Annotated in this window: 25 protein-coding genes; 19 read left to right on the top strand and 6 right to left on the bottom strand. The window is 62.4% G+C overall.

Annotation, left to right across the window (positions count from 1 at the left end; genetic code table 11):
• Window positions 1-47: 47 nt before the first annotated feature.
• Both hemJ and hemE read right to left on the bottom strand, forming a co-directional pair.
• Window positions 48-611: a protoporphyrinogen oxidase HemJ gene (gene hemJ / locus C8J36_RS11595; protein WP_132535066.1), complete on the bottom strand. Its 564-nt coding sequence runs from the start codon at window positions 609-611 to the stop codon at window positions 48-50.
• Entirely contained in the window at window positions 608-1,639 is a 1,032-nt protein-coding gene (hemE, locus tag C8J36_RS11590; RefSeq protein ID WP_132535064.1) for a uroporphyrinogen decarboxylase, read from the bottom strand. The genes hemJ and hemE overlap by 4 nt, the downstream gene beginning before the upstream one ends.
• A gap of 406 nt (window positions 1,640-2,045) precedes the next feature.
• On the opposite strand from hemE, the gene C8J36_RS11585 reads away from it, so the two are divergent.
• Genes C8J36_RS11585 through dnaQ form a run of 5 tightly spaced genes read left to right on the top strand, consistent with a single transcriptional unit; the run spans window position 2,046 to window position 5,737 of the window.
• Window positions 2,046-2,867 carry a pyruvate, water dikinase regulatory protein gene (locus C8J36_RS11585; RefSeq protein ID WP_062593557.1) on the top strand — a complete coding sequence of 274 codons (822 nt, stop codon included), beginning with the start codon at window positions 2,046-2,048 and terminating at the stop codon, window positions 2,865-2,867.
• Window positions 2,868-2,897: 30 nt separating this feature from the next.
• A complete protein-coding gene (locus C8J36_RS11580) occupies window positions 2,898-3,539 on the top strand; it encodes a Maf-like protein (protein ID WP_132535062.1) in 642 nt (213 codons plus the stop codon).
• Complete coding sequence (locus C8J36_RS11575; RefSeq protein WP_132535060.1) at window positions 3,532-4,395, top strand: shikimate dehydrogenase; 864 nt, start codon at window positions 3,532-3,534, stop codon at window positions 4,393-4,395. Before C8J36_RS11580 ends, C8J36_RS11575 begins: the two co-directional genes overlap by 8 nt.
• Window positions 4,392-5,009 carry a dephospho-CoA kinase gene (gene coaE / locus C8J36_RS11570; protein ID WP_132535058.1) on the top strand — a complete coding sequence of 206 codons (618 nt, stop codon included), beginning with the start codon at window positions 4,392-4,394 and terminating at the stop codon, window positions 5,007-5,009. Before C8J36_RS11575 ends, coaE begins: the two co-directional genes overlap by 4 nt.
• Window positions 5,010-5,038: 29 nt before the next feature.
• Window positions 5,039-5,737 (top strand): DNA polymerase III subunit epsilon, encoded by a 699-nt coding sequence (gene dnaQ / locus C8J36_RS11565; protein WP_132535056.1) that lies wholly within the window; start codon window positions 5,039-5,041, stop codon window positions 5,735-5,737.
• A 58-nt stretch (window positions 5,738-5,795) separates the two neighbouring features.
• On the opposite strand, the gene secB is transcribed toward dnaQ, so the two are convergent.
• Entirely contained in the window at window positions 5,796-6,287 is a 492-nt protein-coding gene (gene secB, locus C8J36_RS11560) for a protein-export chaperone SecB (protein WP_132535054.1), read from the bottom strand.
• Window positions 6,288-6,437: 150 nt separating this feature from the next.
• Window positions 6,438-6,929 carry an FxsA family protein gene (locus C8J36_RS11555; RefSeq protein WP_132535052.1) on the bottom strand — a complete coding sequence of 164 codons (492 nt, stop codon included), beginning with the start codon at window positions 6,927-6,929 and terminating at the stop codon, window positions 6,438-6,440.
• A 230-nt stretch (window positions 6,930-7,159) separates the two neighbouring features.
• Between C8J36_RS11555 and C8J36_RS11550 the strand changes: the two genes are divergently transcribed.
• The 5 genes from C8J36_RS11550 (at window position 7,160) to gyrB (ending at window position 12,701) form a co-directional block, all read left to right on the top strand.
• Entirely contained in the window at window positions 7,160-7,858 is a 699-nt protein-coding gene (locus C8J36_RS11550) for a Tim44/TimA family putative adaptor protein (RefSeq protein WP_062593542.1), read from the top strand.
• A 66-nt stretch (window positions 7,859-7,924) separates the two neighbouring features.
• Window positions 7,925-9,031: a murein transglycosylase A gene (locus C8J36_RS11545; RefSeq protein ID WP_132535050.1), complete on the top strand. Its 1,107-nt coding sequence runs from the start codon at window positions 7,925-7,927 to the stop codon at window positions 9,029-9,031.
• Entirely contained in the window at window positions 9,028-9,597 is a 570-nt protein-coding gene (locus C8J36_RS11540; protein ID WP_132535048.1) for a Smr/MutS family protein, read from the top strand. Before C8J36_RS11545 ends, C8J36_RS11540 begins: the two co-directional genes overlap by 4 nt.
• Window positions 9,598-9,616: 19 nt before the next feature.
• The gene (locus C8J36_RS11535; protein ID WP_132535046.1) at window positions 9,617-9,994 is read left to right on the top strand and encodes a helix-turn-helix domain-containing protein; all 378 of its coding nucleotides are present in this window, start codon (window positions 9,617-9,619) and stop codon (window positions 9,992-9,994) included.
• Between the two features lie 271 nt (window positions 9,995-10,265).
• Window positions 10,266-12,701, top strand: coding sequence for a DNA topoisomerase (ATP-hydrolyzing) subunit B (gene gyrB, locus C8J36_RS11530; protein ID WP_132535044.1), 2,436 nt, complete (start codon window positions 10,266-10,268; stop codon window positions 12,699-12,701).
• 86 nt (window positions 12,702-12,787) lie between these two features.
• On the opposite strand, the gene C8J36_RS11525 is transcribed toward gyrB, so the two are convergent.
• Window positions 12,788-13,390 (bottom strand): nitroreductase family protein, encoded by a 603-nt coding sequence (locus C8J36_RS11525; protein ID WP_132535042.1) that lies wholly within the window; start codon window positions 13,388-13,390, stop codon window positions 12,788-12,790.
• Window positions 13,391-13,589: 199 nt separating this feature from the next.
• Here C8J36_RS11525 and C8J36_RS11520 point away from each other — a divergent pair, with 199 nt between their 5' ends.
• The 9 genes from C8J36_RS11520 to C8J36_RS11480 all read left to right on the top strand — a co-directional run bounded on the left by C8J36_RS11520 (window position 13,590) and on the right by C8J36_RS11480 (window position 22,552).
• Entirely contained in the window at window positions 13,590-14,393 is an 804-nt protein-coding gene (locus C8J36_RS11520; protein WP_132535040.1) for an HpcH/HpaI aldolase/citrate lyase family protein, read from the top strand.
• Between the two features lie 236 nt (window positions 14,394-14,629).
• A complete protein-coding gene (gene phaZ, locus C8J36_RS11515) occupies window positions 14,630-15,901 on the top strand; it encodes a polyhydroxyalkanoate depolymerase (RefSeq protein WP_062593530.1) in 1,272 nt (423 codons plus the stop codon).
• 156 nt (window positions 15,902-16,057) lie between these two features.
• The gene (locus C8J36_RS11510) at window positions 16,058-16,510 is read left to right on the top strand and encodes a DUF2852 domain-containing protein (protein WP_132535038.1); all 453 of its coding nucleotides are present in this window, start codon (window positions 16,058-16,060) and stop codon (window positions 16,508-16,510) included.
• A 127-nt stretch (window positions 16,511-16,637) separates the two neighbouring features.
• The gene (locus C8J36_RS11505; protein WP_132535036.1) at window positions 16,638-17,417 is read left to right on the top strand and encodes a M48 family metallopeptidase; all 780 of its coding nucleotides are present in this window, start codon (window positions 16,638-16,640) and stop codon (window positions 17,415-17,417) included.
• A gap of 75 nt (window positions 17,418-17,492) precedes the next feature.
• Window positions 17,493-18,167 carry a phosphoribosylanthranilate isomerase gene (locus tag C8J36_RS11500; RefSeq protein WP_132535034.1) on the top strand — a complete coding sequence of 225 codons (675 nt, stop codon included), beginning with the start codon at window positions 17,493-17,495 and terminating at the stop codon, window positions 18,165-18,167.
• A complete protein-coding gene (gene trpB / locus C8J36_RS11495; RefSeq protein WP_132535032.1) occupies window positions 18,164-19,384 on the top strand; it encodes a tryptophan synthase subunit beta in 1,221 nt (406 codons plus the stop codon). The genes C8J36_RS11500 and trpB overlap by 4 nt, the downstream gene beginning before the upstream one ends.
• 4 nt (window positions 19,385-19,388) lie before the next feature.
• Window positions 19,389-20,228: a tryptophan synthase subunit alpha gene (trpA, locus tag C8J36_RS11490; RefSeq protein WP_062593523.1), complete on the top strand. Its 840-nt coding sequence runs from the start codon at window positions 19,389-19,391 to the stop codon at window positions 20,226-20,228.
• Window positions 20,229-20,277: 49 nt separating this feature from the next.
• Window positions 20,278-21,204: an acetyl-CoA carboxylase, carboxyltransferase subunit beta gene (gene accD / locus C8J36_RS11485; protein ID WP_132535030.1), complete on the top strand. Its 927-nt coding sequence runs from the start codon at window positions 20,278-20,280 to the stop codon at window positions 21,202-21,204.
• 7 nt (window positions 21,205-21,211) lie between these two features.
• Window positions 21,212-22,552, top strand: coding sequence for a folylpolyglutamate synthase/dihydrofolate synthase family protein (locus tag C8J36_RS11480; protein ID WP_132535028.1), 1,341 nt, complete (start codon window positions 21,212-21,214; stop codon window positions 22,550-22,552).
• 82 nt (window positions 22,553-22,634) lie between these two features.
• Here C8J36_RS11480 and trxA read toward each other — a convergent pair whose 3' ends face one another.
• On the bottom strand, window positions 22,635-22,958 hold the full coding sequence (gene trxA / locus C8J36_RS11475) for a thioredoxin (RefSeq protein WP_132535026.1): 324 nt from the start codon (window positions 22,956-22,958) through the stop codon (window positions 22,635-22,637).
• Between the last annotated feature and the right edge of the window lie 45 nt (window positions 22,959-23,003).

Raw genomic sequence — 23,003 nt, 5'->3', positions numbered from 1 at the left:
GCCGCAAGGGGTCGAAGGATGCAAGACGCTAAAATGTCTGTGATGGCCTAAAACGGCTTCACGATGACGAGGATGACGATGACGATCATCAGAACGGTCGGGACCTCGTTCATCAGCCGCCAATAGCGCGCTGTCCGTCGCGCGCTGTCCCGCGAAAAGCGCCCGACGGCGTCGGCGTAATGCAGATGGACGGCCGTCAGCAGGATCACCGCGAGAATTTTCGCGTGCAGCCAACCGCCCTGAAAACCGTAGACGCTCCAGGCGAGATAGAGCCCGAGCGTCCAGGTGATCATCATGGCCGGGCGCATGATTACTTTCAGAAGCCGCTGCTCCATGACCTTGAACGTCTCGGAGGTCTGCGATCCCGGCTCGGCGTCGGTGTGATAGATGAACAGCCGCGGCATGTAGAGAAGCCCCGCCATCCAGGAAATGACGGCGATGACATGCAGTGCCTTGATCCAGAGCATGAGATCCGCCGGCTGCCAGGCGATCAGGCCGACGACGATGGCGACAAGGACGGAAAGCGCCACAAAAGCCCGCAGACGCGATTTCCGGCCTGCCGGGGCATCGGTCTGGCGGGAACCATCCCCATCGCGCCCAGCGGTGCTCATACGCCCCTCCTGACACGGGCGACGAGATCGGCGACATGGGCGGGATCGGCCTGCGGCGTGATGCCATGGCCGAGATTGAAGATCAGAGGCCCTTGTCCGAGACGATCGAGGATCCGGTCGATGCCCTCTTCGAGCGCCTTGCCCCCGGCAACCACCCGCATCGGATCGAGATTGCCCTGCACAGGCCCGTCCTTCTGCAGCTCGACGGCGAACGAGAGGGGAACCGACCAGTCGAGGCCGATCGCGTCGGCCTGCGTCTTCTGGCGATAGTCCTTCAGCAGCAGACCCGCACCCTTGGCAAAGGCGATGATCTTTGCATCCGGGCGCCGGGCCCGAACGCTGTCGATGATCCGACGGACGGGCGCGACCGCGTAGCGCTCGAACGTATCTTCGCCGAGAACGCCCGCCCAGGAATCAAAGATCTGAACCGCGTCCGCGCCGGCATCGAGCTGCGCAACCAGGTAATCCGCGGAAAGCTCCGCGAGGATGGCGAGCAACGCGTCGAAGGCTTCTGGATGCCGGTAGGCGAACAGGCGAGCCGGCGCCTGGTCCGGCGTCCCGTGCCCGGCGATCATGTAGGTTGCAACCGTCCAAGGGGCTCCGCAAAAGCCGAGCAGCGCTGTCTCATCTGGTAGCTCCCGCCGCAGACGCGCCACGGTCTCGATCACGGGACGCAGATGATCGGCAACCGGTCTTCCGTCGAGAGCCTGAATTCCCGCGACATCGATCGGATCGAGCTTCGGCCCGCTTCCCTCCTCGAAACGGACATTCCGCTTCAAGGCATCGGGAATGACGAGGATATCCGAAAACAGAATGGCCGCGTCGAAGGCGTAGCGCCGGATCGGCTGCAGCGTCACTTCCGTGGCAAAGTCCGGGGAGTAACAGAGATCGAGAAAACTTCCCGCTCGCGCCCGCGTCTCGCGATATTCCGGCAGATATCGTCCGGCCTGGCGCATCAGCCAGATGGGAGGGGGGGTCAGTGTCTCCCCGTTCAGAACCCGGACGAGTTTGCGGTTTTCAGACGTCACACACAGCTTCCCTCTTAAAATAGAATCTTGAATCTAAGGGTTTCTATTTCTTAGAGTCGGTGACTATCAAGGATTAAAGGTTGTCGGTCTTTTGTCCCCAGCGCATCTCCCCGCCGGAGATCGCGGTATGAAGACAGAGCGCTCCAGGGACAATATAGAGCGTAAGCTCGGATTATCCTGTTGTTGGAGCAACTTGCAGATCCACATCTCAATTTTCCGCCTGTGGATGAGCTGTTGATCGTCGGCGGCGATCGGTCGCATCGCGAGTCTTTTTCACAAGCTCTCCGAAAAGAACGCCGGCGCTGGCCTCTTTGTGAATAAGTCGGAGGTTTTCCCCTTGCCTGCCGGGGCGGCTCGCCCCTAGGCTCTCGTCATCCACCATCATCAACAGGCGGCCGAGAATAGCGTGGACAATCAGAAAAACTATTTCCACCTCCATTTGATCTCCGACTCGACAGGGGAGACGCTCATCGCAGCGGGCCGGGCAGCAGCGGCGCAATTCCAGACCTATCACGCGCTGGAGCACGTCTATCCGCTGATCCGAAACCGCAAACAATTGATGCAGGTGCTGGAATCCATCGACAAGGCGCCGGGCATCGTTCTCTATACGATCGTCGATCGCGAACTCTCCGACATCATCAATGCCCAGTGCCAACAAATCGGCGTGCCCTGCGTATCTGTGCTGGAGCCGATCATCGATCTGTTCCAGACCTATCTCGGCACATCGTCGCGTCGGCGCTCCGGGGCGCAGCACGTGATGGACGCGGATTATTTCGCACGGATCGACGCGTTGAATTTCACGATGGATCATGACGATGGACAGCTTCCCGCCGATTTCAACGATGCCGATGTCGTCCTGATCGGGATCAGCCGGACATCGAAAACGCCGACCAGCATCTACCTCGCCAATCGCGGCATTCGCACCGCCAACATTCCGATCGTTCCGGGCGTGCCTCTACCGGAGCGGCTGATGGAGGCAACGAAACCGCTGGTCGTTTGCCTCATCGCCACGGCCGACCGCGTGTCCCAGGTGCGGGAGCACAGGGTGCTCGGCAGCACGCAGGGCTTTCACGGTCAGGAATACACCGACCGGGCGGCCATTGCCGAGGAACTGAAATATGCGCGGGCGCTGTGCGCGCGCAACAACTGGCCGATCATCGATGTCACCCGTCGTTCGATCGAGGAAACGGCAGCCGCCATCGTTGCCCTGAGGCCGCGCCTGCGCTAGTCCGCAATCGGCACAGGGAGAATATCATTCATGACGCATCAGCTTGTCCTCGCCTCCGCGAGCCCGTTCCGGCGCATGCTGCTCGCCAATGCCGGCATCGCCTTTTCGTGGCAGGCCGCCGCGATCGACGAACGCGCGTTGGAAGCGCCGCTCGAAGCAGAAGGTGCCTCTCCCGAAAAAGTTGCAGCCGTCCTGGCCGAGGCGAAGGCGCAAGCCGTCGCCTCGGCTCTTGCGGCGGCGCAATCTGGGAAGACCGAAGAGACGGAAACCGGTCGCGGTCCTCTGGTCATTGGCTCGGACCAGACGATGTCGCTCGGCGCCCGCGTCTTTCACAAACCCACCTCGATTGCGGAAGCGCATGAGCACTTGCGGGCGCTGTCGGGCAAGACCCATCAGTTGAACAGCGCCATCGCGCTTCATCAGGACGGTCGGACCGTGTGGTCGCATGTCTCGACCGCGCGCCTGACGATGCGACCGCTGGATGACAGCTTCATCGCCCGCCATCTGGAGCGCGTCGGCACCAAGGCGCTGACCAGTGTCGGGGCCTACCAGCTGGAAGGCGAGGGGATCCAGCTGTTCGAGGCGATAGAGGGCGACTATTTCACGATCCTCGGTTTGCCCCTCCTGCCGCTGCTGAACGAACTCAGAAGATTGCGTGCGATCGATGCGTGATTCACGTGAAACATTTGTTAACCATGCCTTCGTCGCGGGCTATCCCGTGCGCCATTCGCGCTCGCCGCTGATCCACGCGCACTGGCTGAAGACGCTGGGTCTCACAGGCAGCTACACCACGCGGGAAGTCACGCCCGCTGTCTTTCCCGATTTCATCGCGCTCCTTAAATCCGGACAATCCGGCTTCATCGGCGGCAACGTCACCATTCCCCACAAGGAAACGGTCATCGCCCATGTCGACGAGGCCGATCCCCTCAGCCGGGAAATGGGTGCCGCCAACACGATCTGGCTGGAAGAAGGCCGGCTGAGGGCGACCAACACGGACGGCATCGGCTTCGCCGCCAATCTCGACGAGCGCGCGCCTGGATGGGATGAGGCCGGAACGGCAATCGTGCTCGGCGCGGGCGGGGCCAGCCGTGCTGTGATCCAGGCTGTGCGCGATCGAGGCGTGAAAACCATTCATGTCGTCAATCGGACGCTGCCGCGCGCCCGCGAACTCTCCGATCGTTTCGGACGGACCCGGGTGGTTCCTCATGCCCTGGACGCCCTGCCGGAACTTCTGTCCGATGCACGCCTGTTCATCAACACCACCTCTCTCGGAATGGATGGCACGCCTGTTCCCGACTTCGATTTCACGACCATGCCGACGAACGCCGTTGTGACCGATATCGTCTACGTCCCCTTGATGACGCCCATTCTGGCGCAGGCACAGGCGCAGGGCCGCACCGTGGTGGATGGGCTGGGCATGTTGCTGCATCAGGCGGCCCCGGGCTTCGAGAAATGGTTCGGTCAAAAGCCCGTCGTGAACGAAACGCTCCGCGATCTCGTCATCGCGGACATGGCGGCACACACATGATCGTCCTCGGGCTCACGGGATCAATCGGCATGGGCAAATCGACGACGGCCGACATGTTCAAGGCGCTCGGCGTTCCCGTCAACGATGCCGATGCCGTGGTTCACGATCTCTATCGCGGGCAGGCCGTCGGCCCGATCGAAGCGGCTTTCCCCGGCTCCACGAAAGACGGCGCGGTCGACAGGGCGGCGCTGAGTGCCGCACTTGCAAGACATCCGGACGGCTTCAAGACCCTGGAGGCGATCGTCCACCCTCTCGTCCGCGCGCGAGAACAGGCCTTCCTGAAGCGGGAGAAAGAGGCGGGTACGCCGCTCGTCGTCCTCGATATTCCCCTCCTCTTTGAAACCGGCGGCGCGGCGCGGGTGGATACGGTCGCGGTCGTCAGTTGCGATGCCGACATCCAGCGCGACCGCGTCCTCGCCCGGCCCGGCATGACGCCCGAGAAGTTCGCGCTGATCCTGTCGCGGCAGATGCCGGACCATGAGAAGCGCGCCCGTGCAAACTATGTAATCGATACCGGGCACGGACTTGAAGTCGCGCGTCAAAGGGTCGAAGAGATTGTCAGCGATCTCACAGCGAAAGCGGACGGAACGTCTCCTGGCTCTCTTGAGGGATGAGCGGGTCGCGTTCAGCGAAAGGAAGAGCCATGCGGGAAATCATCTTCGATACGGAAACCACCGGCCTCGACAATCGCCAGGATCGCGTCATCGAAATCGGCGGCATCGAACTCAACGACCATTTTCCGACGGGAAGAACCTTCCATCGCTATATCAACCCCGGCGATCGCAAGGTGCACCCCGACGCACTCGCTGTCCACGGCATCACCGATGATTTCCTGAAAGACAAGCCGGTCTTCGCCGACGTGGTCGAGGAACTCATGGCCTTCTTCGAAGGCGCGCGCTGGGTCGCGCACAATGCCACCTTCGACATGGGGTTCATCAATGCCGAACTGGCCCGTCTCGAGCGTTCGGCCGTCTCGCAGGATCTGGTGACCGATACCCTTTCGCTCGCCCGCCGCAAGCACCCGATGGGTCCGAACTCTCTCGACGCGCTCTGCCGTCGCTATGGCATCGACAATACCCACCGCACGAAGCACGGCGCGCTGCTCGACTCCGAGCTTCTGGCGGAAGTCTATATCGAGATGATCGGCGGCCGCCAGGCGGCCCTCGGCCTGACCACGCGGGAAAGCCGCGCCCAGGCCGACGCCTCCGAGGATCTGGTCGTCGTGCCACGCGAGCGCCCGGCGCCGCTGCACCCGCGCCTCGCTGAAACCGACATAGCCGCACATGCGGCGCTGATCGAGACGATGGGCGCCAAAGCCATCTGGTCGCGCTACGAAGTCTGAACGAAAAACGCCCGGTCTTGTCGGACCGGGCGCTGGAAAAAAGCGACGGATGTGCCGATCAGTTGGGGGTCGATGATACCTGCGCGCGGACGCGGTCTTCGGCCATACGCTGCGTGAACATCTGCGCAAAATCGATCGGGTCGATCATCAGCGGCGGGAAACCGCCATTGCGCGTCGCATCGGCCACGATCTGGCGTGCGAAGGGGAACAGCAGGCGCGGGCACTCGATGAAGAGCAGCGGCAGCATGTGCTCCTGCGGGAAGCCTGTGACGCGGAAGACGCCGCCATAGGTCAGTTCAATCGCAAACAGAACCTTGTCGACATCCTTGGCTTCGGCATTCAGCGTCAGCACGACGTCGAACTCCGTATCCGAGAGCGGATTGGCGTTGACATTGACATTGATGTTGATCGCCGGAGCCTTGTCGCGGGCCTGGAGCGAACGCGGCGCACCCGGGTTTTCGAACGAGAGATCCTTGATGTACTGGGCGAGAATGTTCAGCGAGGGATTTTCGCCGGTACCATCGTTCGTGGGGGCTGCTGTATCGGTCATGAGTCGCGTTCCTTGGAGGCGTTCGATCGGAAAAGACGTTGATGGGAGCGGTTCATCGGTCGAGCGCATCTATCATTTCGGGCATGCCCTTACAACCCGAACAGCCGGACCGATCTCGGCGGCGATAACAGTGGTTCGGAAAGTCTTTGGTCAGCGCAAACGGTCATTCGGGTCGCTGAGATCCGGATCCCTGGTAAATTCTGCGTCATCGAGATCGATCACACCGGGTATGGAGCGGGTCCGTGTTTCCGCTGCGTCGGGCCTGGCACTGCTGGTCCGCGTCACCACGGTAACCCGCTTGCGGAGAAACTGCCAGGTTGCCTCCCGCACCGCCGGAATGAAGAGAAGAATGCCGATGAGGTCGCTCAGGAACCCGGGCAGGATCAGGAGAAACGCGGCGACGACGATCATGGCACCATGCACGATCTGGCGTCCGGGATTTTCGCCCGTGCGCGAGACGGACTGGAGTTTCCGCAAGACTCCAAGGCCTTGCGCGCGCAGGAGCACCGCGCCGACAACGGCCGACAGGAGAATGAGGCCCAGCGTGGCCACCACACCGATCTCGCGTCCGACGACGATGAAGGTGGCGATTTCGGCCATCGGCAGGAGCAGGAAGAAAAGCGGGATCAGGGAGAGGCGCATTCGGTCCACATGTTCGTTGGAAGGGTTGTCGTCTCGCTCATGCCGTCTGGCACGAGGCATGAAGGGGGTATTGGATCACGAACCGACTTGTCGCTTTCGTGACGATACGGTCGATCTACTTTGCCGAGCGGCTCCAGCTCCGCCCCAATCTGCTTCTGGCCATTTGAATGATCGGATCATCGCGTCTATATGGGTCTTTAAGATACATCATAAAAGCGGCATTGGTGGAAATGGGATCTTTCGACTTCGTAACATTGTTCTTTCTTGTCGCCGCGGTGATCATTTTCATCCAGCTTCGCAGCGTGCTGGGCCGTCGGACCGGCAATGAACGCCCGCCGTCCGATCCCTTCTCCGCCCGCGAACCTGTCGACAGTGCCGACCCGACCGGCAAGGTCGTGCAGCTGCCCCGCCGCGACACCGTCGTGGACGAAGCTGCGCGCTACGCCGCGATCGATGCCTTTGCCAAGCCCGAAACTCCGCTGAACGCCTCGCTGCGCAAGATCGCCGATGCCGACACCGGCTTCGACCCGAAGACGTTCGTCAACGGTGCGCGCATGGCCTATGAAATGATCGTCATGGCTTTTGCGGATGGCGACCGGAAGACTTTGAAGTCGCTCCTGTCCAAGGAGGTCTATGACGGCTTCGAAGCGGCGATCGCCGATCGCGAGGCCAAGGGCGAAACCGTCAAGTCCACCTTCGTCGGCATCGAGAAGTCCGACATCGTGTCCGCCGATCTCAAGGATGGCGAAGCGATCGTCACCGTGCGCATTTTCAGCCAGCTGATCTCGGCGACCTTCGACGCGTCGGGCAAGCTGGTGGATGGCGATGCGGAAGCCGTCTCCGAGGTCAACGACCTCTGGACCTTCGCACGCGACACCCGCTCGCGCGATCCGAACTGGAAGCTGATCGCGACCGAATCCGAGAACTGAGAATCTGTGCGGTCTGTTTTCAAGCATGACGTCGCGGAAAGCGTGTCAGAGGGATAGGGATCGCCGATGGATTTCGCGCTCCGCAAGGTGTCTTTTTCGGACTTGCCCGGCTGGGCGGAGGACGATCCCTCGGCGCTCCTGCCGGCCATGCGCCGGTGCCGGCATCATGTCGAGACCGTCAAACCTTATCGGACGGGATCGCTCGGCATTTCTTCCGATGATCTCCTCCCCGCCTTCAAAGCGGCCGATGAGATAGACGGGCGCGATGCCGCTTCGGTGCGAGCCTTCTTCGAGGAAAACTTTCGACCTTTCGCGATCGAGCGCCGCGATGGACAGCCGGGCTTCGTCACCGCCTTTTTCGAGCCGACGGTCGCCGTCAGCCGGGAGCGCACCGGCGACTATATCCATCCCTTCTATCGACGTCCGGATGATCTGGTCGATCTCGATGCGACCAACCGTCCGGCCTCGCTGGACGGGAGCTTCGCCTTCGCCCGCCGCGTAGGAGACCAGATCGAGGAATATCCCGACCGGAAGGCGATCGAAACCGGCTGCCTGGACGGGCGTGGGCTGGAGATCGCCTTTGCTCGCTCCAAAACGGATGTCTTTTTCGCTCATGTGCAGGGAGCGGCCCGCCTCCTCTTCTCGGACGGGTCCACCGAGCGCATAACCTATGCCGCAAAGAGCGGACACCCCTTCTCGGCCATCGGCAGGCTGTTGATCGATCGCGGTGCGATCGATGCGGCGACCGTGTCCATGCAGTCGATCAAGACCTGGCTCGACACCCATCCCGAAGAAGCCGACGCGGTGATGTGGCACAACCGCTCCTTCATCTTCTTTCGCGAGGCCGCCGTCGATGATCCCGTGCTCGGACCCGTCGCTGCCGCAAAGGTGCCGTTGCAAGCGGGACGCTCGCTCGCCGTCGATCGCCTCATCCATACCTTCGGCGTGCCGTTCTTCGTTGCGAGCGACAGTCTGACCCGCATCGACGCGGGACGACCCTTCCGCCGCCTGATGCTGGCGCTCGATACCGGCACCGCCATCGTCGGGCCCGCGCGCGGCGACATCTTCACCGGCTCGGGCGACGAGGCCGGCGAGAGGGCGGGCGCGGTCCGCAATGCGGCGGACTTTTTCATCTTGATTCCGAAGGCGGCCGCGGCAAGATACGGCGCATGACGAGGAAGAAGACGCTTTCGAGCGAAGACCGCATTCTTTGGGGCAAGGTCGCCCGTTCGACCCGCGCGCTTCCCGGACGCATGGAACTGCTCGCCCTCTTCGAGGGGGAGGAACCCCCGCCGAAGCCCGCCGAACCCGCGCCGGTTCCCGCCGCGATCCGGGCGCGCGAGATGGCGCCCGCCGTCAAGGTCGAAACGCAGAAACGGCACCAGCCGCTCGAAAAGCCGGTCAAGCGAAAGCTCGCCAAGGGTCATCTCCCGATCGATGCCCGCATCGACCTTCACGGCATGGCGCAGTCCGAAGCGCATGGTCTCCTGTTGCAGTTCCTGTCGCGGGCCCATGATCGCGGTTTGCGGCACGTGCTCGTCATCACCGGAAAGGGCACATCGATGGGCAGCGAAGGCGCCCTGAAGCGGGCGGTGCCGCTCTGGTTTTCGCTTCCCGATTTTCGCCCGCTGATTTCCTCCTATGAGCCTGCGGCCCGCAATCATGGGGGCGAGGGCGCGCTCTATGTTCGGCTATCGCGGCACGGCTTTTCGCGACACGGTTCCGGCCCCCTTGCATGACGGCCGTCGGTGAGAAGCCATGACACCTTTCGGCGAGGAGATGGTTCGCCTTCGGGCGGAGCGTGGGGTGACGCAGAAGCAGATGGCCCACGCGCTCAACGTGTCCGCCGCCTATCTCTCGGCGCTGGAGCACGGACGGCGCGGCACGCCGAGCTTCGATTTCCTCCAGCGGGTGGCCGGCTACTTCCACATCATCTGGGACGAGGCGGATGCTCTCTTTGCGCTGGCCGCCCAATCGAACCCCCGCGTCACCCTGGACACCGCAGGCCTCTCCCCTCGCCACACGATCCTCGCAAACCGGCTGGCAGCCCACATCCGGCATCTCCCGGACCAGACGGTTGTGGATATCACGCAACTTTTGGACAATGCGCAGAAGGGTGCTAAAGATGGTTCCTGAACCCCTCTCCGGCGCCAGCGCTTTTTGATATGCCGCGGAAGCAGTGACGACAACCGATGAACTTATCCCTTCCGATTCCGCTTTCACCGGATCGATTTCCAGTCCCGTTTCAGGCCGCAACCCTCTGTCAGACTGTGGAAGCGAACCCTGAAATGCCTATATTCGAACGATTGCCAGCAAGCTGATTCGCCATCCCGGATGGCCGCATGGCCCGGATTCCAGCATGGCAAGCGTCGGAGACGACGCCGTAACAATGAAAGACCCGACCTCTATGACCGAACTGCCTGATGCTGCAACCGGCGCGAATGCCGAATATGGTGCCGATTCCATCAAGGTTCTGAAGGGTCTCGATGCTGTTCGCAAGCGCCCGGGCATGTATATCGGCGACACCGACGACGGCTCGGGTCTGCACCACATGGTCTATGAGGTCGTCGACAACGCGATCGACGAGGCGCTCGGCGGCTATGCCGACCTCGTGACGGTGACGTTGAACGCCGATGGCTCTGTGACGGTGACCGACAATGGTCGCGGCATTCCGACCGACATCCACAAGGAAGAGGGCGTTTCCGCGGCCGAGGTCATCATGACCCAGCTGCATGCCGGCGGCAAGTTCGACCAGAATTCCTACAAGGTCTCCGGTGGTCTCCATGGCGTCGGTGTATCCGTCGTCAACGCGCTTTCCGTTTCGCTGAAGCTGAAGATCCGTCGGGCCAACAAGATCCACGAGATGAGCTTCACCCATGGCGTGGCCGATGGTCCGCTGCAGGTGACCGGCGACAGCGGTGGCCTGACGGGAACCGAAGTCACCTTCCTGCCGAGCACGGATACCTTCACCAAGGTCGAGTTCGACTATGGAACGCTGGAGCATCGCCTGCGCGAGCTCGCCTTCCTCAATTCCGGCGTCCGCATCGTTCTGACCGACAAGCGCCACTCCGACATCAAGCAGGAAGAGATGATGTATGACGGCGGCCTCGAGGCTTTCGTCGTCTATCTCGACCGGGCCAAGAAGCCCCTGGTCACGCGACCCGTCTCCATCCGCGGCGAGAAGGACGGCATCACCGTCGAGGTCGCGATGTGGTGGAACGACAGCTACCACGAGAACATGCTCTGCTTCACCAACAACATTCCCCAGCGCGACGGCGGCACGCATATGGCCGGCTTCCGCGGCGCTCTGACGCGGCAGGTCACCTCCTATGCCGACCAGTCCGGCATCACCAAGCGGGAAAAGGTGACGCTGCAGGGCGAAGACTGCCGCGAAGGCCTGACCGCCGTCCTCTCCGTCAAGGTTCCCGATCCGAAGTTTTCCTCGCAGACCAAGGACAAGCTCGTCTCGTCCGAAGTGCGTCCCGTCGTCGAAAGTCTCGTCAACGAGGCGCTGAGCACCTGGTTCGAGGAGCATCCGGCCGATGCGAAGATTCTCGTCGGCAAGGTGGTGGAAGCCGCCGCCGCGCGCGAGGCTGCCCGCAAGGCGCGCGAACTGACCCGCCGCAAAGGTGCGCTGGACATCTCGTCGCTCCCGGGCAAGCTTGCCGACTGCTCGGAGCGCGACCCGTCCAAGTCCGAACTGTTCCTCGTCGAAGGTGACTCCGCCGGTGGCTCCGCCAAGCAGGGGCGGTCGCGCGAGAACCAGGCGATCCTTCCCCTGCGCGGCAAGATCCTGAACGTCGAGCGCGCACGCTTCGACAAGATGCTGTCCAGCCAGGAAATCGGCACGCTGATCACCGCGCTTGGCACGTCCATCGGCAAGGACGAGTTCAACCCGGAAAAGCTGCGCTACCACAAGATCATCATCATGACGGACGCCGACGTCGACGGCGCCCACATCAGGACGCTGCTGCTCACCTTCTTCTTCCGCCAGATGCCGGAACTGATCGAGCGCGGCCACCTCTATATCGCCCAGCCGCCGCTCTACAAAGTTACGCGCGGCAAGTCGGCGCAGTATCTGAAGGACGAGAAGGCTTTCGAGGAATATCTGATCTCGATGGGCCTGGAAGAAGCCCGCCTGGAGCTTGGCTCCGGCGAAGTACGGGCCGGGCAGGATCTGCGCGAGGTCATCACCGATGCGCTGCGCCTGCGCACGCTCGTCGAAGGGCTGCATTCCCGCTACAGCCGCTCGGTCGTCGAGCAGGCCGCGATCGCCGGCGCGCTCAATCCGGAACGCCTGCGCGACGACGAGAAGTCTGCGGTCATCGCGCGCGAACTGGCCGAGCGGCTCGATCTCATCGCCGAGGAAACCGAGCGCGGCTGGAGCGCCGAGATCGCCGGCGATGGCGGGCTGCGGCTCGAGCGCATGGTCCGCGGCGTCAAGGAACTGGCCTTCCTCGACATGGCGCTGATCGCGTCCCAGGATGCCCGGCTGATCGACCAGCTGAACACCAAGCTCCACGATATCTATGCCGTGCCGCCGGTGCTGCGACGCAAGGAGGGCACGCAGGAAATCAGCGGCCCCCGCGCGCTGCTCGACGCCATCTTTGCCAGCGGCCGCAAGGGTCTTTCCATGCAGCGCTACAAGGGTCTCGGCGAAATGAATGCCGAACAGCTCTGGGAAACGACGCTCGATCCGAACGTTCGCTCGCTGCTGCAGGTCCGCGTCAACGATGCGACCGACGCCGACAGCCTGTTCTCCCGCCTGATGGGCGACGAAGTCGAGCCGCGCCGCGACTTCATCCAGGAGAACGCGCTGAACGTGGCGAACCTCGATATCTGACGGACGTCATTGTCGGACATTCACATCAAAAAGCCCTCGCAACCCTTCGGCTGCGAGGGCTTTCTCATGTCGGTCCCGTGCTGTGATCAGTCGGCCTTGAAGCTGCCGTTGAAGGCGAGTTCGGACAGCGGACGACGGGGGCTCGGGGTCTCCCGGGCCTGCAGGCCTTCCGGCAGCACGGACTTGTCGCCGACCCGGCCGATCGCGATGGCGGCTTCGACGCGATAACCCTCGGGAATGCCGAGGATCTCTGTTGCCTTGTCGAAATGAATCCCCGTCATGCCATGCGCCTGATACCCGAGCAGCGTCGCCTGGTGGGCGATGGCGCCCCAGGCTGCGCCCGCGTCGAAGCTATGGCTGTAGGAAGGCTTGGATTCGGTCGAGCCCGGTGCCGTAAAATGCGTCTTCGAGATGATGATCGCGATGGCGGATGCGGATTTCGCCCAACTCTGGTTGAAATCGTTGAGGATTGGCAGGAGCGTGTCCCATTCCGGCGTTCCGCGGAGCGCATAGGAGAAACGCCAGGGCTGCGAATTGAAGGCGGAGGGTGCCCAGCGTCCGGCCTCCAGGATCGTCAGGAGTTCCGCCTCCCCCATGGTCTGGTCCTTGAAGGCGCGGGGCGACCAGCGGTCGAGAAAGCTGGCTTCGATCGGAAAATCGGCCTGTCGGAAATTGCTCGATGTGGTCATGGTTCTGGTCCTTGATGTGTCGGCCGCTGAGCCAGCGGTGCCGATGGGAAAGCGCGGGCGTGCGAGGGAGCGCACACGACACCATCTAGTAAGTCCATATCATCGCCGACAAGATGCTTCGGCGAATAGAGTGTCTTTGCCATGGAGACGTTGGCGATATGCCCTATGTGGTTTTTCAGGACACAAGAAGGAGATGCGCGTGCCGGCACCGGTCAACCACTTCAAGGCGGCCTTGCGCGAGCGGCGCTTCCAACTCGGGTTCTGGGTGGCGCTGGCCAGTCCCTATGCCGCCGAGATCCTGTCCGGCAGCGGTTATGACTGGCTCCTCATCGACGGCGAACATGCACCGAACGATATTCCGTTGCTCGCAGCGCAGGTCCAGGCGCTGAACGGCTCGCAGAGCCACCCGATCGTGCGGTTGCCGGTGGGCGAGACATGGATGATCAAGCAGATCCTCGATGCGGGCGCGCAGACCATCATGATCCCCATGGTGGAGACGGTGGAAGAGGCCGAGCGGCTCGTCCGCGCGGTCCGCTATCCGCCGCGGGGCGATCGCGGCGTGGGTGCGGCCCTCGGGCGCGCCTCGGCTTTCAGCCGCATCGAGGATTATCTGGAAACGGCGGAGCGCGAAATCTGCCTGATCGTCCAGATCGAGAGCCGGGCTGGTCTCAAGATGCTTGATGAGATCGCTGCGGTGGATGGCGTCGATGGTCTGTTCATCGGCCCGTCCGATCTGGCAGCCGATATGGGGCTCCTCGGCCAGCCCGGTCATGCCGACGTCACGGAGGCCATTCGCGACGCCTTCGGGCGCATCGCCCGCGCCGGCAAGGCCGCGGGCATCATGACGCTGAACCTCGATCAGGCGAAACTCTATCGCGATCTCGGCGCAGACTTCATGGCGATCGGCGCGGATGTCACGACGCTCGCGCAAGCAACGACCCGTCTCCGCCTGCAATATCAAGGCGATGAAACGTCCCAGCCGACAGGAGCGTCAGGCTATTGAGGCGTATTATCGACTTGTCAATTCCTACGGGCGCACACTCCCCTCGCAGAACGATTGTCTATTTCAATGGCGGGTGAAGAGACCGCCATAGAACAGCCTCACACTGGCCTCACCTGATACTCTAGAGAACTTGCCGCATTGCACAATAAGGCGTAGCCTGAAATATTGACAGAGAAGTGAGCGGAGACCTCACGCCAGACATCGTCTCCTCTCATGGTAAAAGGAGTTTGCATCCAATGTTTTACCAGTTCTACGAATTGAACCACGCGATCATGGCGCCCTGGCGAGCCGCAGCCGACGCCATGCGTCTGGCCTATAGCAATCCCCTCAATCCGCTGTCGCAAACCTATCTCGGCCGAACCGCCGCAGCGGGCCTTGAAGTCTTCGAGCGCTCGACCCGCCGTTACGGCAAGCCGGAATTCGGCCTTGACGAAACGATCATCGACAATCGGCCGATCTCGATCGACCAGAAGATCGTCTGGCGGCAGCCTTTCTGCAATCTCATCCATTTCGAGCGCGTCCTTGAGAAACCGGCCCGGTCCGATCCCCGCGTCCTGATCGTCGCTCCGATGTCCGGCCACTACGCCACGCTTCTGCGCGGCACAGTGGAAGCGCTGCTGCCGACATCCGATGTCTACATCACGGACTGGATCGACGCCCGCATGGTGCCTCTGACGGAAGGCACGTTCGACCTCGACGACTATATCGAATACGTCATCGAGATCCTGCATTTCCTGGGCCCCGATACGCATGTCATCGCGGTCTGCCAGCCCGCCGTTCCGGTTCTGGCCGCGGCGGCGATCATGGAAGCGAGAGGCGATCTCCTGTCGCCGGCTTCCATGACGCTGATGGGCGGGCCGATCGACACGCGGATCAACCCGACGGCCGTCAACAAGCTCGCCAAGGACAAGCCGATCGAATGGTTCCGCGACAATGTCGTGATGCCCGTGCCCTTCCCGCAGCCCGGTTTCATGCGGCCGGTCTATCCCGGCTTCCTGCAGCTTTCCGGCTTCATGTCGATGAATCTCGATCGGCACATCAACGCCCAGAAGGAATTCTTCGACCATCTCGTCAAGCATGACGGCGATGCGGCCGAAAAGCATCGGGAGTTCTACGACGAATACCTCGCCGTAATGGACCTGACCGCCGAATTCTACCTGCAGACCGTCGATGTCGTGTTCATGCAGCACGCGCTGCCGAAAGGCGAGATGATGCATCGCGGCGAGCGGGTCGACACGAACGCGATCCGCAAGGTGGCCCTTCTGACGGTCGAGGGTGAAAACGACGACATTTCCGGCGCTGGTCAGACGGAAGCGGCCCAGACGATCTGTGCCAATATTCCCGACCACATGCGGATGCATTACGTGCAGCCGGACGTCGGCCATTACGGCGTTTTCAACGGATCGCGCTTCCGCCGCGAGATCGCTCCGCGCATCACGGCTTTCCAGCGCGAGCACGGCCACAAGACGGCCTCCGTCAAGGTCATCCGAGGCGGAAAAACCGGATAAGCCCCGAAAAAGCGAATCAAATATCGAAAAATCATGAGATCGGGCAAGTATTTGCCCGATTTCGATTCGTTTTGTCTTGTGAAGGAATGTCGCTATTCCCACATCGACGTCAGCGGGTTCGACGACCGAACCCTCCATTGACGAGGACTAAACTCCATGAATCAGAATGCCTTGATCCGTCCTGACTGGACGCCCGCGACCATTGCGTTGATGGTTCTCGGCTTCGTCGTCTTCTGGCCGCTCGGCCTTGCCATGCTGGCCTACATCCTGTTCGGCGAACGCCTGAAATCCTTCAAGCGCGACGCGAATGCCTCTGTCGACACGGTCTTTTCCACGTTCAGGGGCAGCTTCGGTGGCCTTCGCAGGACTGGTTTCACCCGCGGTACGTACCGTGCAGGCGATACCGGCAACGTCGCTTTCGACGACTGGCGCGAAGCGGAACTGACGCGTCTCGATGAAGAACGCCGCCGCCTGGACGACATGCGCGAAGATTTCGACGCTTACGTCCGCGAACTGCGCCGTGCCAAGGACCAGGACGATTTCGATCGCTTCATGCGCGAGCGCAACAACCCGTCGAATGGTCCGGTTACCGGTTACACCGGCAACTGATCCATCAAGCGCCGTGTTACGCAACGGCGCTTGACACCCCAAGGCCGGCCTCCCTCAAGCAGGAAGGCCGGCTTTTTCATGCCGCGCCCTGCGGCGCAACGCCCGCGAATCATCTATCAGGAACGTCATGTTTCCTCTGCTGCTGAAGCCCGTTCGCCGCAAGAAGCCGGTCGCACCTGTCCGGCCGGCGACAAAGACCGTGGTGAAGACGTTGATCGTCGATGAGCGGCCGGTTCCTTTGACGATCCGGCAGAACCCGCGTGCGACACGCATGACCCTGCGCATCGAGCCCGGTGGCCGGGCGTTGAAGATGACCATTCCCGAAGGGCTGCCCGAGCGCGAAATCACCCAGTTTCTCGATCGTCATCAGGCTTGGCTCTCAAGTCGGCTCGCACGCTTTTCCGGCGAAAGCGTGCTGGAGGAAGGCGGCATGATCTTCGTGCGCGGCATCGCCCACCGTATCGAACGGACGGGGCGCCTGCGCGGCGTCACGGAAAGCGCCATGGTCGAGGATGAGCCTGTGCTCCGGGTCAGCGGTGCGCCCGAGCATCTCGGCCGCCGCATCGCCGATTTCCTGAAGAAGGAAGCCCGCAAGGATCTGGAGCGTCTGGCGCCCGCGCATGCGTTAACCGTCGGGCGGCGGATCAAGTCGATGACGCTGCGCGACACGCGAAGTCGCTGGGGCTCCTGCGCGGTGGATGGCGCGCTGAATTTCTCCTGGCGCATCGTCATGGCGCCACCCTATGTCATCGATTATCTCGCCGCCCATGAGGTCGCCCATCTCAAGGAAATGAACCACGGCCCGAACTTCTGGGCGCTCTGCGAACGGCTCTGCCCCCGCACCCCCGATGCCCGTCACTGGCTGAAGCGTAACGGGACGCTTCTTCACGCCATCGACTTCACCTGATCGCGGCCTGCGACACAGGCGCGAGCCCCTGTTTTGGCTCGACTCGCAGGCCGATTCATGCAAATGCGATGCCGTATGACCATCGATGTCAAGATCTGCGGATTGAAGACCGCCGAGGCCGTCGACAAGGCGGTTGCCTTGGGCGCGAACCATGTCGGCTTCATCTTCTTTGAAAAGAGCCCGCGCAATATCGAGCCGGACGATGCCGCGCGGCTTGCCGACCGGATTCGCGGTCGCGCGAAGATCGTTGCCGTAACGGTCGATGCGGACAACGACACGCTGGATGAAATCGTCTCGTCGCTCGACCCCGACATTCTTCAGCTCCACGGTCACGAGACGGCCGCGCGCACGCTGGACATCCGCGCCATTTACGGTCGCCCGGTCATGAAGGCGTTTTCGGTGCGCGAAGCCGAGGATCTGCGTGCGGTCGATGCCTATGTCGGCATTGCCGATCGCTTCCTGTTCGATGCCAAAGCGCCAAAGGGCTCCGAGATCCCGGGCGGCAACGGCGTATCGTTCGACTGGACGCTCCTCGATGCGCTTGACGCCGAGGTGGATTACATGCTTTCCGGCGGCCTCAACGCCGGAAATATCCGCGAGGCCCTGGAGAAGACAGGCACGCGCGCGATCGACATCTCCTCCGGAGTGGAGCGCGCGCCCGGCGTCAAGGATCTCAGGCGGATGGAAGAGTTTTTCGATGCCGTTGCTGAGGCTCGTGCAGAGCCTTTCCGGTTAAGGAGCACGACGTGAATCAGACCCCTTTACCCAATTCCTTCCGTTCCGGTCCCGACGAGGACGGCCGCTTCGGCATTTTCGGCGGTCGCTTCGTTGCGGAAACGCTGATGCCGCTGATCCTTGAGCTTGAAGCTGAGTGGGAGAAGGCCAAGACCGATCCTGCCTTCAAGGCAGAGCTCGAACATCTCAACACGCACTACACCGGCCGTCCGAGCCCGCTTTATTTTGCCGAGCGGCTGACGGAGGAGCTGGGTGGCGCGAAGGTCTACTTCAAGCGCGACGAGCTCAACCACACCGGTTCGCACAAGATCAACAATTGCCTCGGCCAGATCCTGCTTGCCAAGCGTATGGGCAAGACGCGCATCATCGCGGAAACCGGTGCCGGCCAGCATGGCGTGGCGACCGCGACCGTTGCCGCCCGCTTCGGCCTGCCCTGCGTCGTTTATATGGGCGCGACCGATGTCGAGCGTCAGTCGCCGAACGTCTTCCGCATGAAGCTGCTCGGCGCGGAAGTCCGTCCCGTCACGGCCGGCCACGGCACGCTGAAGGACGCCATGAACGAGGCCCTGCGCGATTGGGTCACCAACGTGGACGATACCTATTACCTGATCGGCACCGCTGCAGGCCCGCATCCCTATCCCGAGATGGTGCGCGACTTCCAGTCGGTCATCGGCCGGGAAACGCGCGAGCAGATGATGGCGATGGAAGGCCGTCTGCCGGACATGCTGGTTGCCGCCGTCGGCGGCGGCTCGAACGCCATCGGCCTCTTCCATCCTTTCCTGGACGATGCCAGCGTCAAGATCGTCGGCGTGGAAGCCGGCGGCAAGGGTCTCGACGGCGAGGAGCATTGCGCCTCGCTGACGGCGGGCTCCCCGGGCGTCCTGCACGGCAACCGGACCTATCTGCTGCAGGACAAGGACGGGCAGATCAAGGAAGGCCATTCCATCTCGGCCGGCCTCGATTATCCCGGCATCGGCCCCGAACATTCCTGGCTGAAGGATGCCGGCCGTGTCGAATATGTGCCGATCATGGACCATGAGGCGCTCGAAGCCTTCCAGCTTCTGACCCGCGTCGAAGGCATCATTCCCGCGCTGGAACCGAGCCATGCACTCGCCGAGGTCATCAAGCGGGCGCCGACGATGGGCAAGGACCAGATCATCGTGATGAACCTCTGCGGACGCGGCGACAAGGATATCTTCACCGTCGGCAAGCTGCTCGGATTGGAATTGTAAGAACATGAGCGCACGTTTCGACAGGACCTTCGCCAAGGCTGCCGCCGAGCGCCGTCCGGTGCTCGTCACCTACATTATGGGGGGCGATCCGGATTTCGACACGTCGCTGTCGATCATGAAGGCGCTGCCGTCTGCCGGCTCCGACATCATCGAGCTCGGCATGCCCTTCTCCGACCCGATGGCCGATGGCCCGGCAATCCAGCTTGCCGGCCAGCGCGCCCTTGCCGGTGGCCAGACGCTCGAAAAGACGCTGGAGCTGTCCCGGCAGTTCCGCAAGACCGACACCGACACGCCCGTCGTCATGATGGGCTACTACAATCCCATCTACATCTACGGCGTCGATCGCTTCCTGGAAAACGCTCTTGCCGCCGGTATCGACGGGCTGATCGTCGTCGATCTGCCGCCGGAAATGGACGACGAGCTTTGCCTGCCCGCGCTCGCGAAGGGTATCAGCTTCATTCGGCTGGCGACACCGACCACGGACGGCCGCCGCCTGCCCAAGGTTCTCGAAAACACGTCAGGCTTCGTCTATTACGTCTCCATGAACGGTATCACGGGCTCGGCTCTGCCGGAGCCGGCTTTGGTCGGCGGGGCGGTGGCGCGCATCAAGGAGCACACCAGCCTGCCCGTCTGCGTCGGCTTCGGCGTCAAGACCGCCGAGCACGCGCGCGCCATCGGCGCGTCGGCCGACGGGGTGGTCGTCGGCACCGTCATCATCAATCAGGTCGCTTCCAGCCTCACCGAAGACGGTCAGGCCACGGGCGCGACCGTTCCGGGCGTCGAGGCTCTGGTTCGCGGCCTTTCGGCGGGCGTCCGGGCCGCACGTCTTGCCGCAGCCGAATAATCGCCCACATTCAGGGCAATGACAGGCTGAACGATTTCAGGAGTTTCATGTGAACTGGATTACCAACTACGTTCGCCCGAAGATCAATTCGATGCTCGGCCGCCGCGAGGTTCCGGAAAACCTCTGGATCAAGTGCCCGGAAACGGGCGAGATGGTGTTCCACCGCGATCTCGAAGAAAACAAATGGGTCATTCCCGCCTCCGGCTTCCACATGAAGATGCCGGCCAAAGCGCGTCTGAAGGATCTGTTCGACGCGGGCGTCTACGAGACGCTGCCGCAGCCGAAGGTGGCGCAGGATCCGCTGAAGTTCCGCGACTCGAAGAAATACACCGACCGCCTGCGCGACAGCCGGACGAAGACCGAGATGGAGGATACGATCCTTGCCGGTGTCGGCACCGTCGAGGGTCTGAAGCTCGTGGCCGTCGTCCACGAATTCGCCTTCATGGGCGGCTCTCTCGGCATCGCCGCCGGCGAGGCGATCATCAAGGCCTTCGAGCGTGCCATCGCGGAAAAGTGCCCGCTGGTCATCTTTCCGGCGTCCGGCGGCGCCCGCATGCAGGAAGGCATCCTCTCGCTCATGCAACTGCCGCGCACGACGGTCGCCGTCCAGATGCTGAAGGAGGCGGGCCTTCCCTATATCGTCGTCCTCACCAATCCGACCACGGGCGGCGTCACGGCTTCCTATGCCATGCTGGGCGATCTGCATCTTGCGGAGCCGGGTGCCGAAATCTGTTTTGCCGGCAAGCGCGTCATCGAGCAGACCATCCGTGAAAAGCTTCCCGAGGGTTTCCAGACGTCGGAATATCTCATGGATCACGGCATGATCGACATGGTCATCAAGCGGCATGATATCCCTTCGACGCTCGCACGCGTGCTGAAAATCATGCTCAAGAAGCCTGTCGATGCCGTGAAGCGGCCCGTCGAGCCGGAGGTCGTGGTTCCCGCGGCCGCCGTGCCGGTCGCGGCCAGCGTCTAGTCTCGCGATGACGGTCGAGGTGAGCGAAGCCACGCAGGAGATCGACAAGCTCCTTGCCCTCCATCCCAAAGGCTTCGATCTGTCGCTGGAGCGCGTCACCCGCCTCCTCGACCGGCTTGGCAATCCGCAGGAGCGCTTGCCGCCGGTCCTTCACGTGGCAGGCACCAACGGCAAGGGGTCGGTTTCGGCCTTCTCGCGGGCGATCCTTGAAGCGGCCGGCCTTTCGGTCCATGTTCACACCTCTCCGCATCTGGTCACCTGGCACGAGCGCTATCGGCTCGGCGTTCCGGGCGGACGCGGTCAATACGCGACGGACGCGGTTCTCGCAGATGCCGTTCGTCGTGTTGCGGCCGCCAATCGCGGTGAGACGATCACGGTCTTCGAGATACTGACTGCCGTGACCTTCGTTCTCTTCTCCGAGCATCCGGCCGATGTCGCCATCATCGAGGTCGGTCTCGGTGGACGCTTCGACGCGACCAACGTCATCAAGACGCCAGCCGTTTCCACGATCATGCCGATCTCGCTCGATCATCAGGCCTATCTCGGGGATCGGGTCGAACTCATTGCCGCCGAAAAGGCGGGGATCATGAAACGTGGCTGTCCTGTCGTCATCGGGCAGCAGGAGGAGGAGGCCGCGCGCGACGTGCTGGTGGCCACCGCCGAGCGCCTGCGATGCCCCGTGTCCGTCTACGGACAGGATTTTCTCGCCCATGAGGAGTTCGGCCGGCTGATCTATCAGGATGATGACGGGCTGATCGACCTGCCGCTGCCGCGTCTTCCCGGCCGGCATCAATATGCCAATGCCGCCGCGGCGATCCGCACGGTTCGCGCTGCCGGTTTCGATCCGGCTGACGCGGCGATCGAGACCGGCCTGACGACGGTCGAATGGCCGGGCCGCCTGCAGCGGCTGACGAGCGGACGGCTGGCGGATCGCGCGCCCAAGCGCGCCGAGATCTGGGTCGATGGCGGGCACAATCCGGGTGCCGGAAAGGTGATCGCCGAGACCATGGCAAATCTGGAGGAACGCGACCCGCGACCCCTGTTTCTCATTATCGGCATGATCAACACCAAGGATCCGGCCGGCTATTTCCAGGCGTTTTCCGGCCTCGCCGAACAGGTTTTCACGGTGCCCATCCGGGGCTCGGATGTCGGCATCGATCCTGTCGCGCTGGCACAGGATGCCGCAGCACAGGGTTTTGAGGCCGAGCCCGTCTCGTCGGTCACGGAAGCGCTGTCGATCCTATCGGCCGTGTTCGAGGACCAGCCGGTCCCGCCACGCATTCTGATCGGCGGATCGCTCTACCTTGTCGGCAACGTCCTGGCCGATAACGGGACACCGCCGCGATAAAAGACGTCAACGAAGAAACGATATGAAAAAACCCGGCTGCGAGGCCGGGTTTTCCAATTCTCATATCCGATAAAGCGGAGACTTAAGCGGCCGCGTTGGAGATCCAGGAGGTCAGCGCGGTCTTCGGCGCTGCACCCACCTTGATGTCGGCGACTTCGCCGGCCTTGAAGATCGCGAGCGTCGGAATCGAGCGGACGCCGTACTGCGCGGCAATTTCCGGGTTCTCATCGATGTTGATCTTGGCGACCTTCACCTTTCCGGCCATCTCGTTGGAGATTTCCTCGAGGCTCGGTGCGATCATCTTGCATGGGCCGCACCATTCGGCCCAGAAATCGACGATGACCGGCTCCTGTGCATTGAGAACTTCATCCTGAAAATTGGATGTATCGACTTTCACGGTCGCCATGATGCGCTCCTAATTTCTATGGTGCGGAGGACCCGCAGGGCATGA

It is taken from the genome of Rhizobium sp. PP-F2F-G48, assembly GCF_004342335.1.
Taxonomy (GTDB): Bacteria; Pseudomonadota; Alphaproteobacteria; order Rhizobiales; family Rhizobiaceae; genus Ferranicluibacter.
The sequence above is the reverse complement of the archived record's forward strand: the minus strand, read 5'-3'. Positions and strand labels throughout refer to the sequence as shown.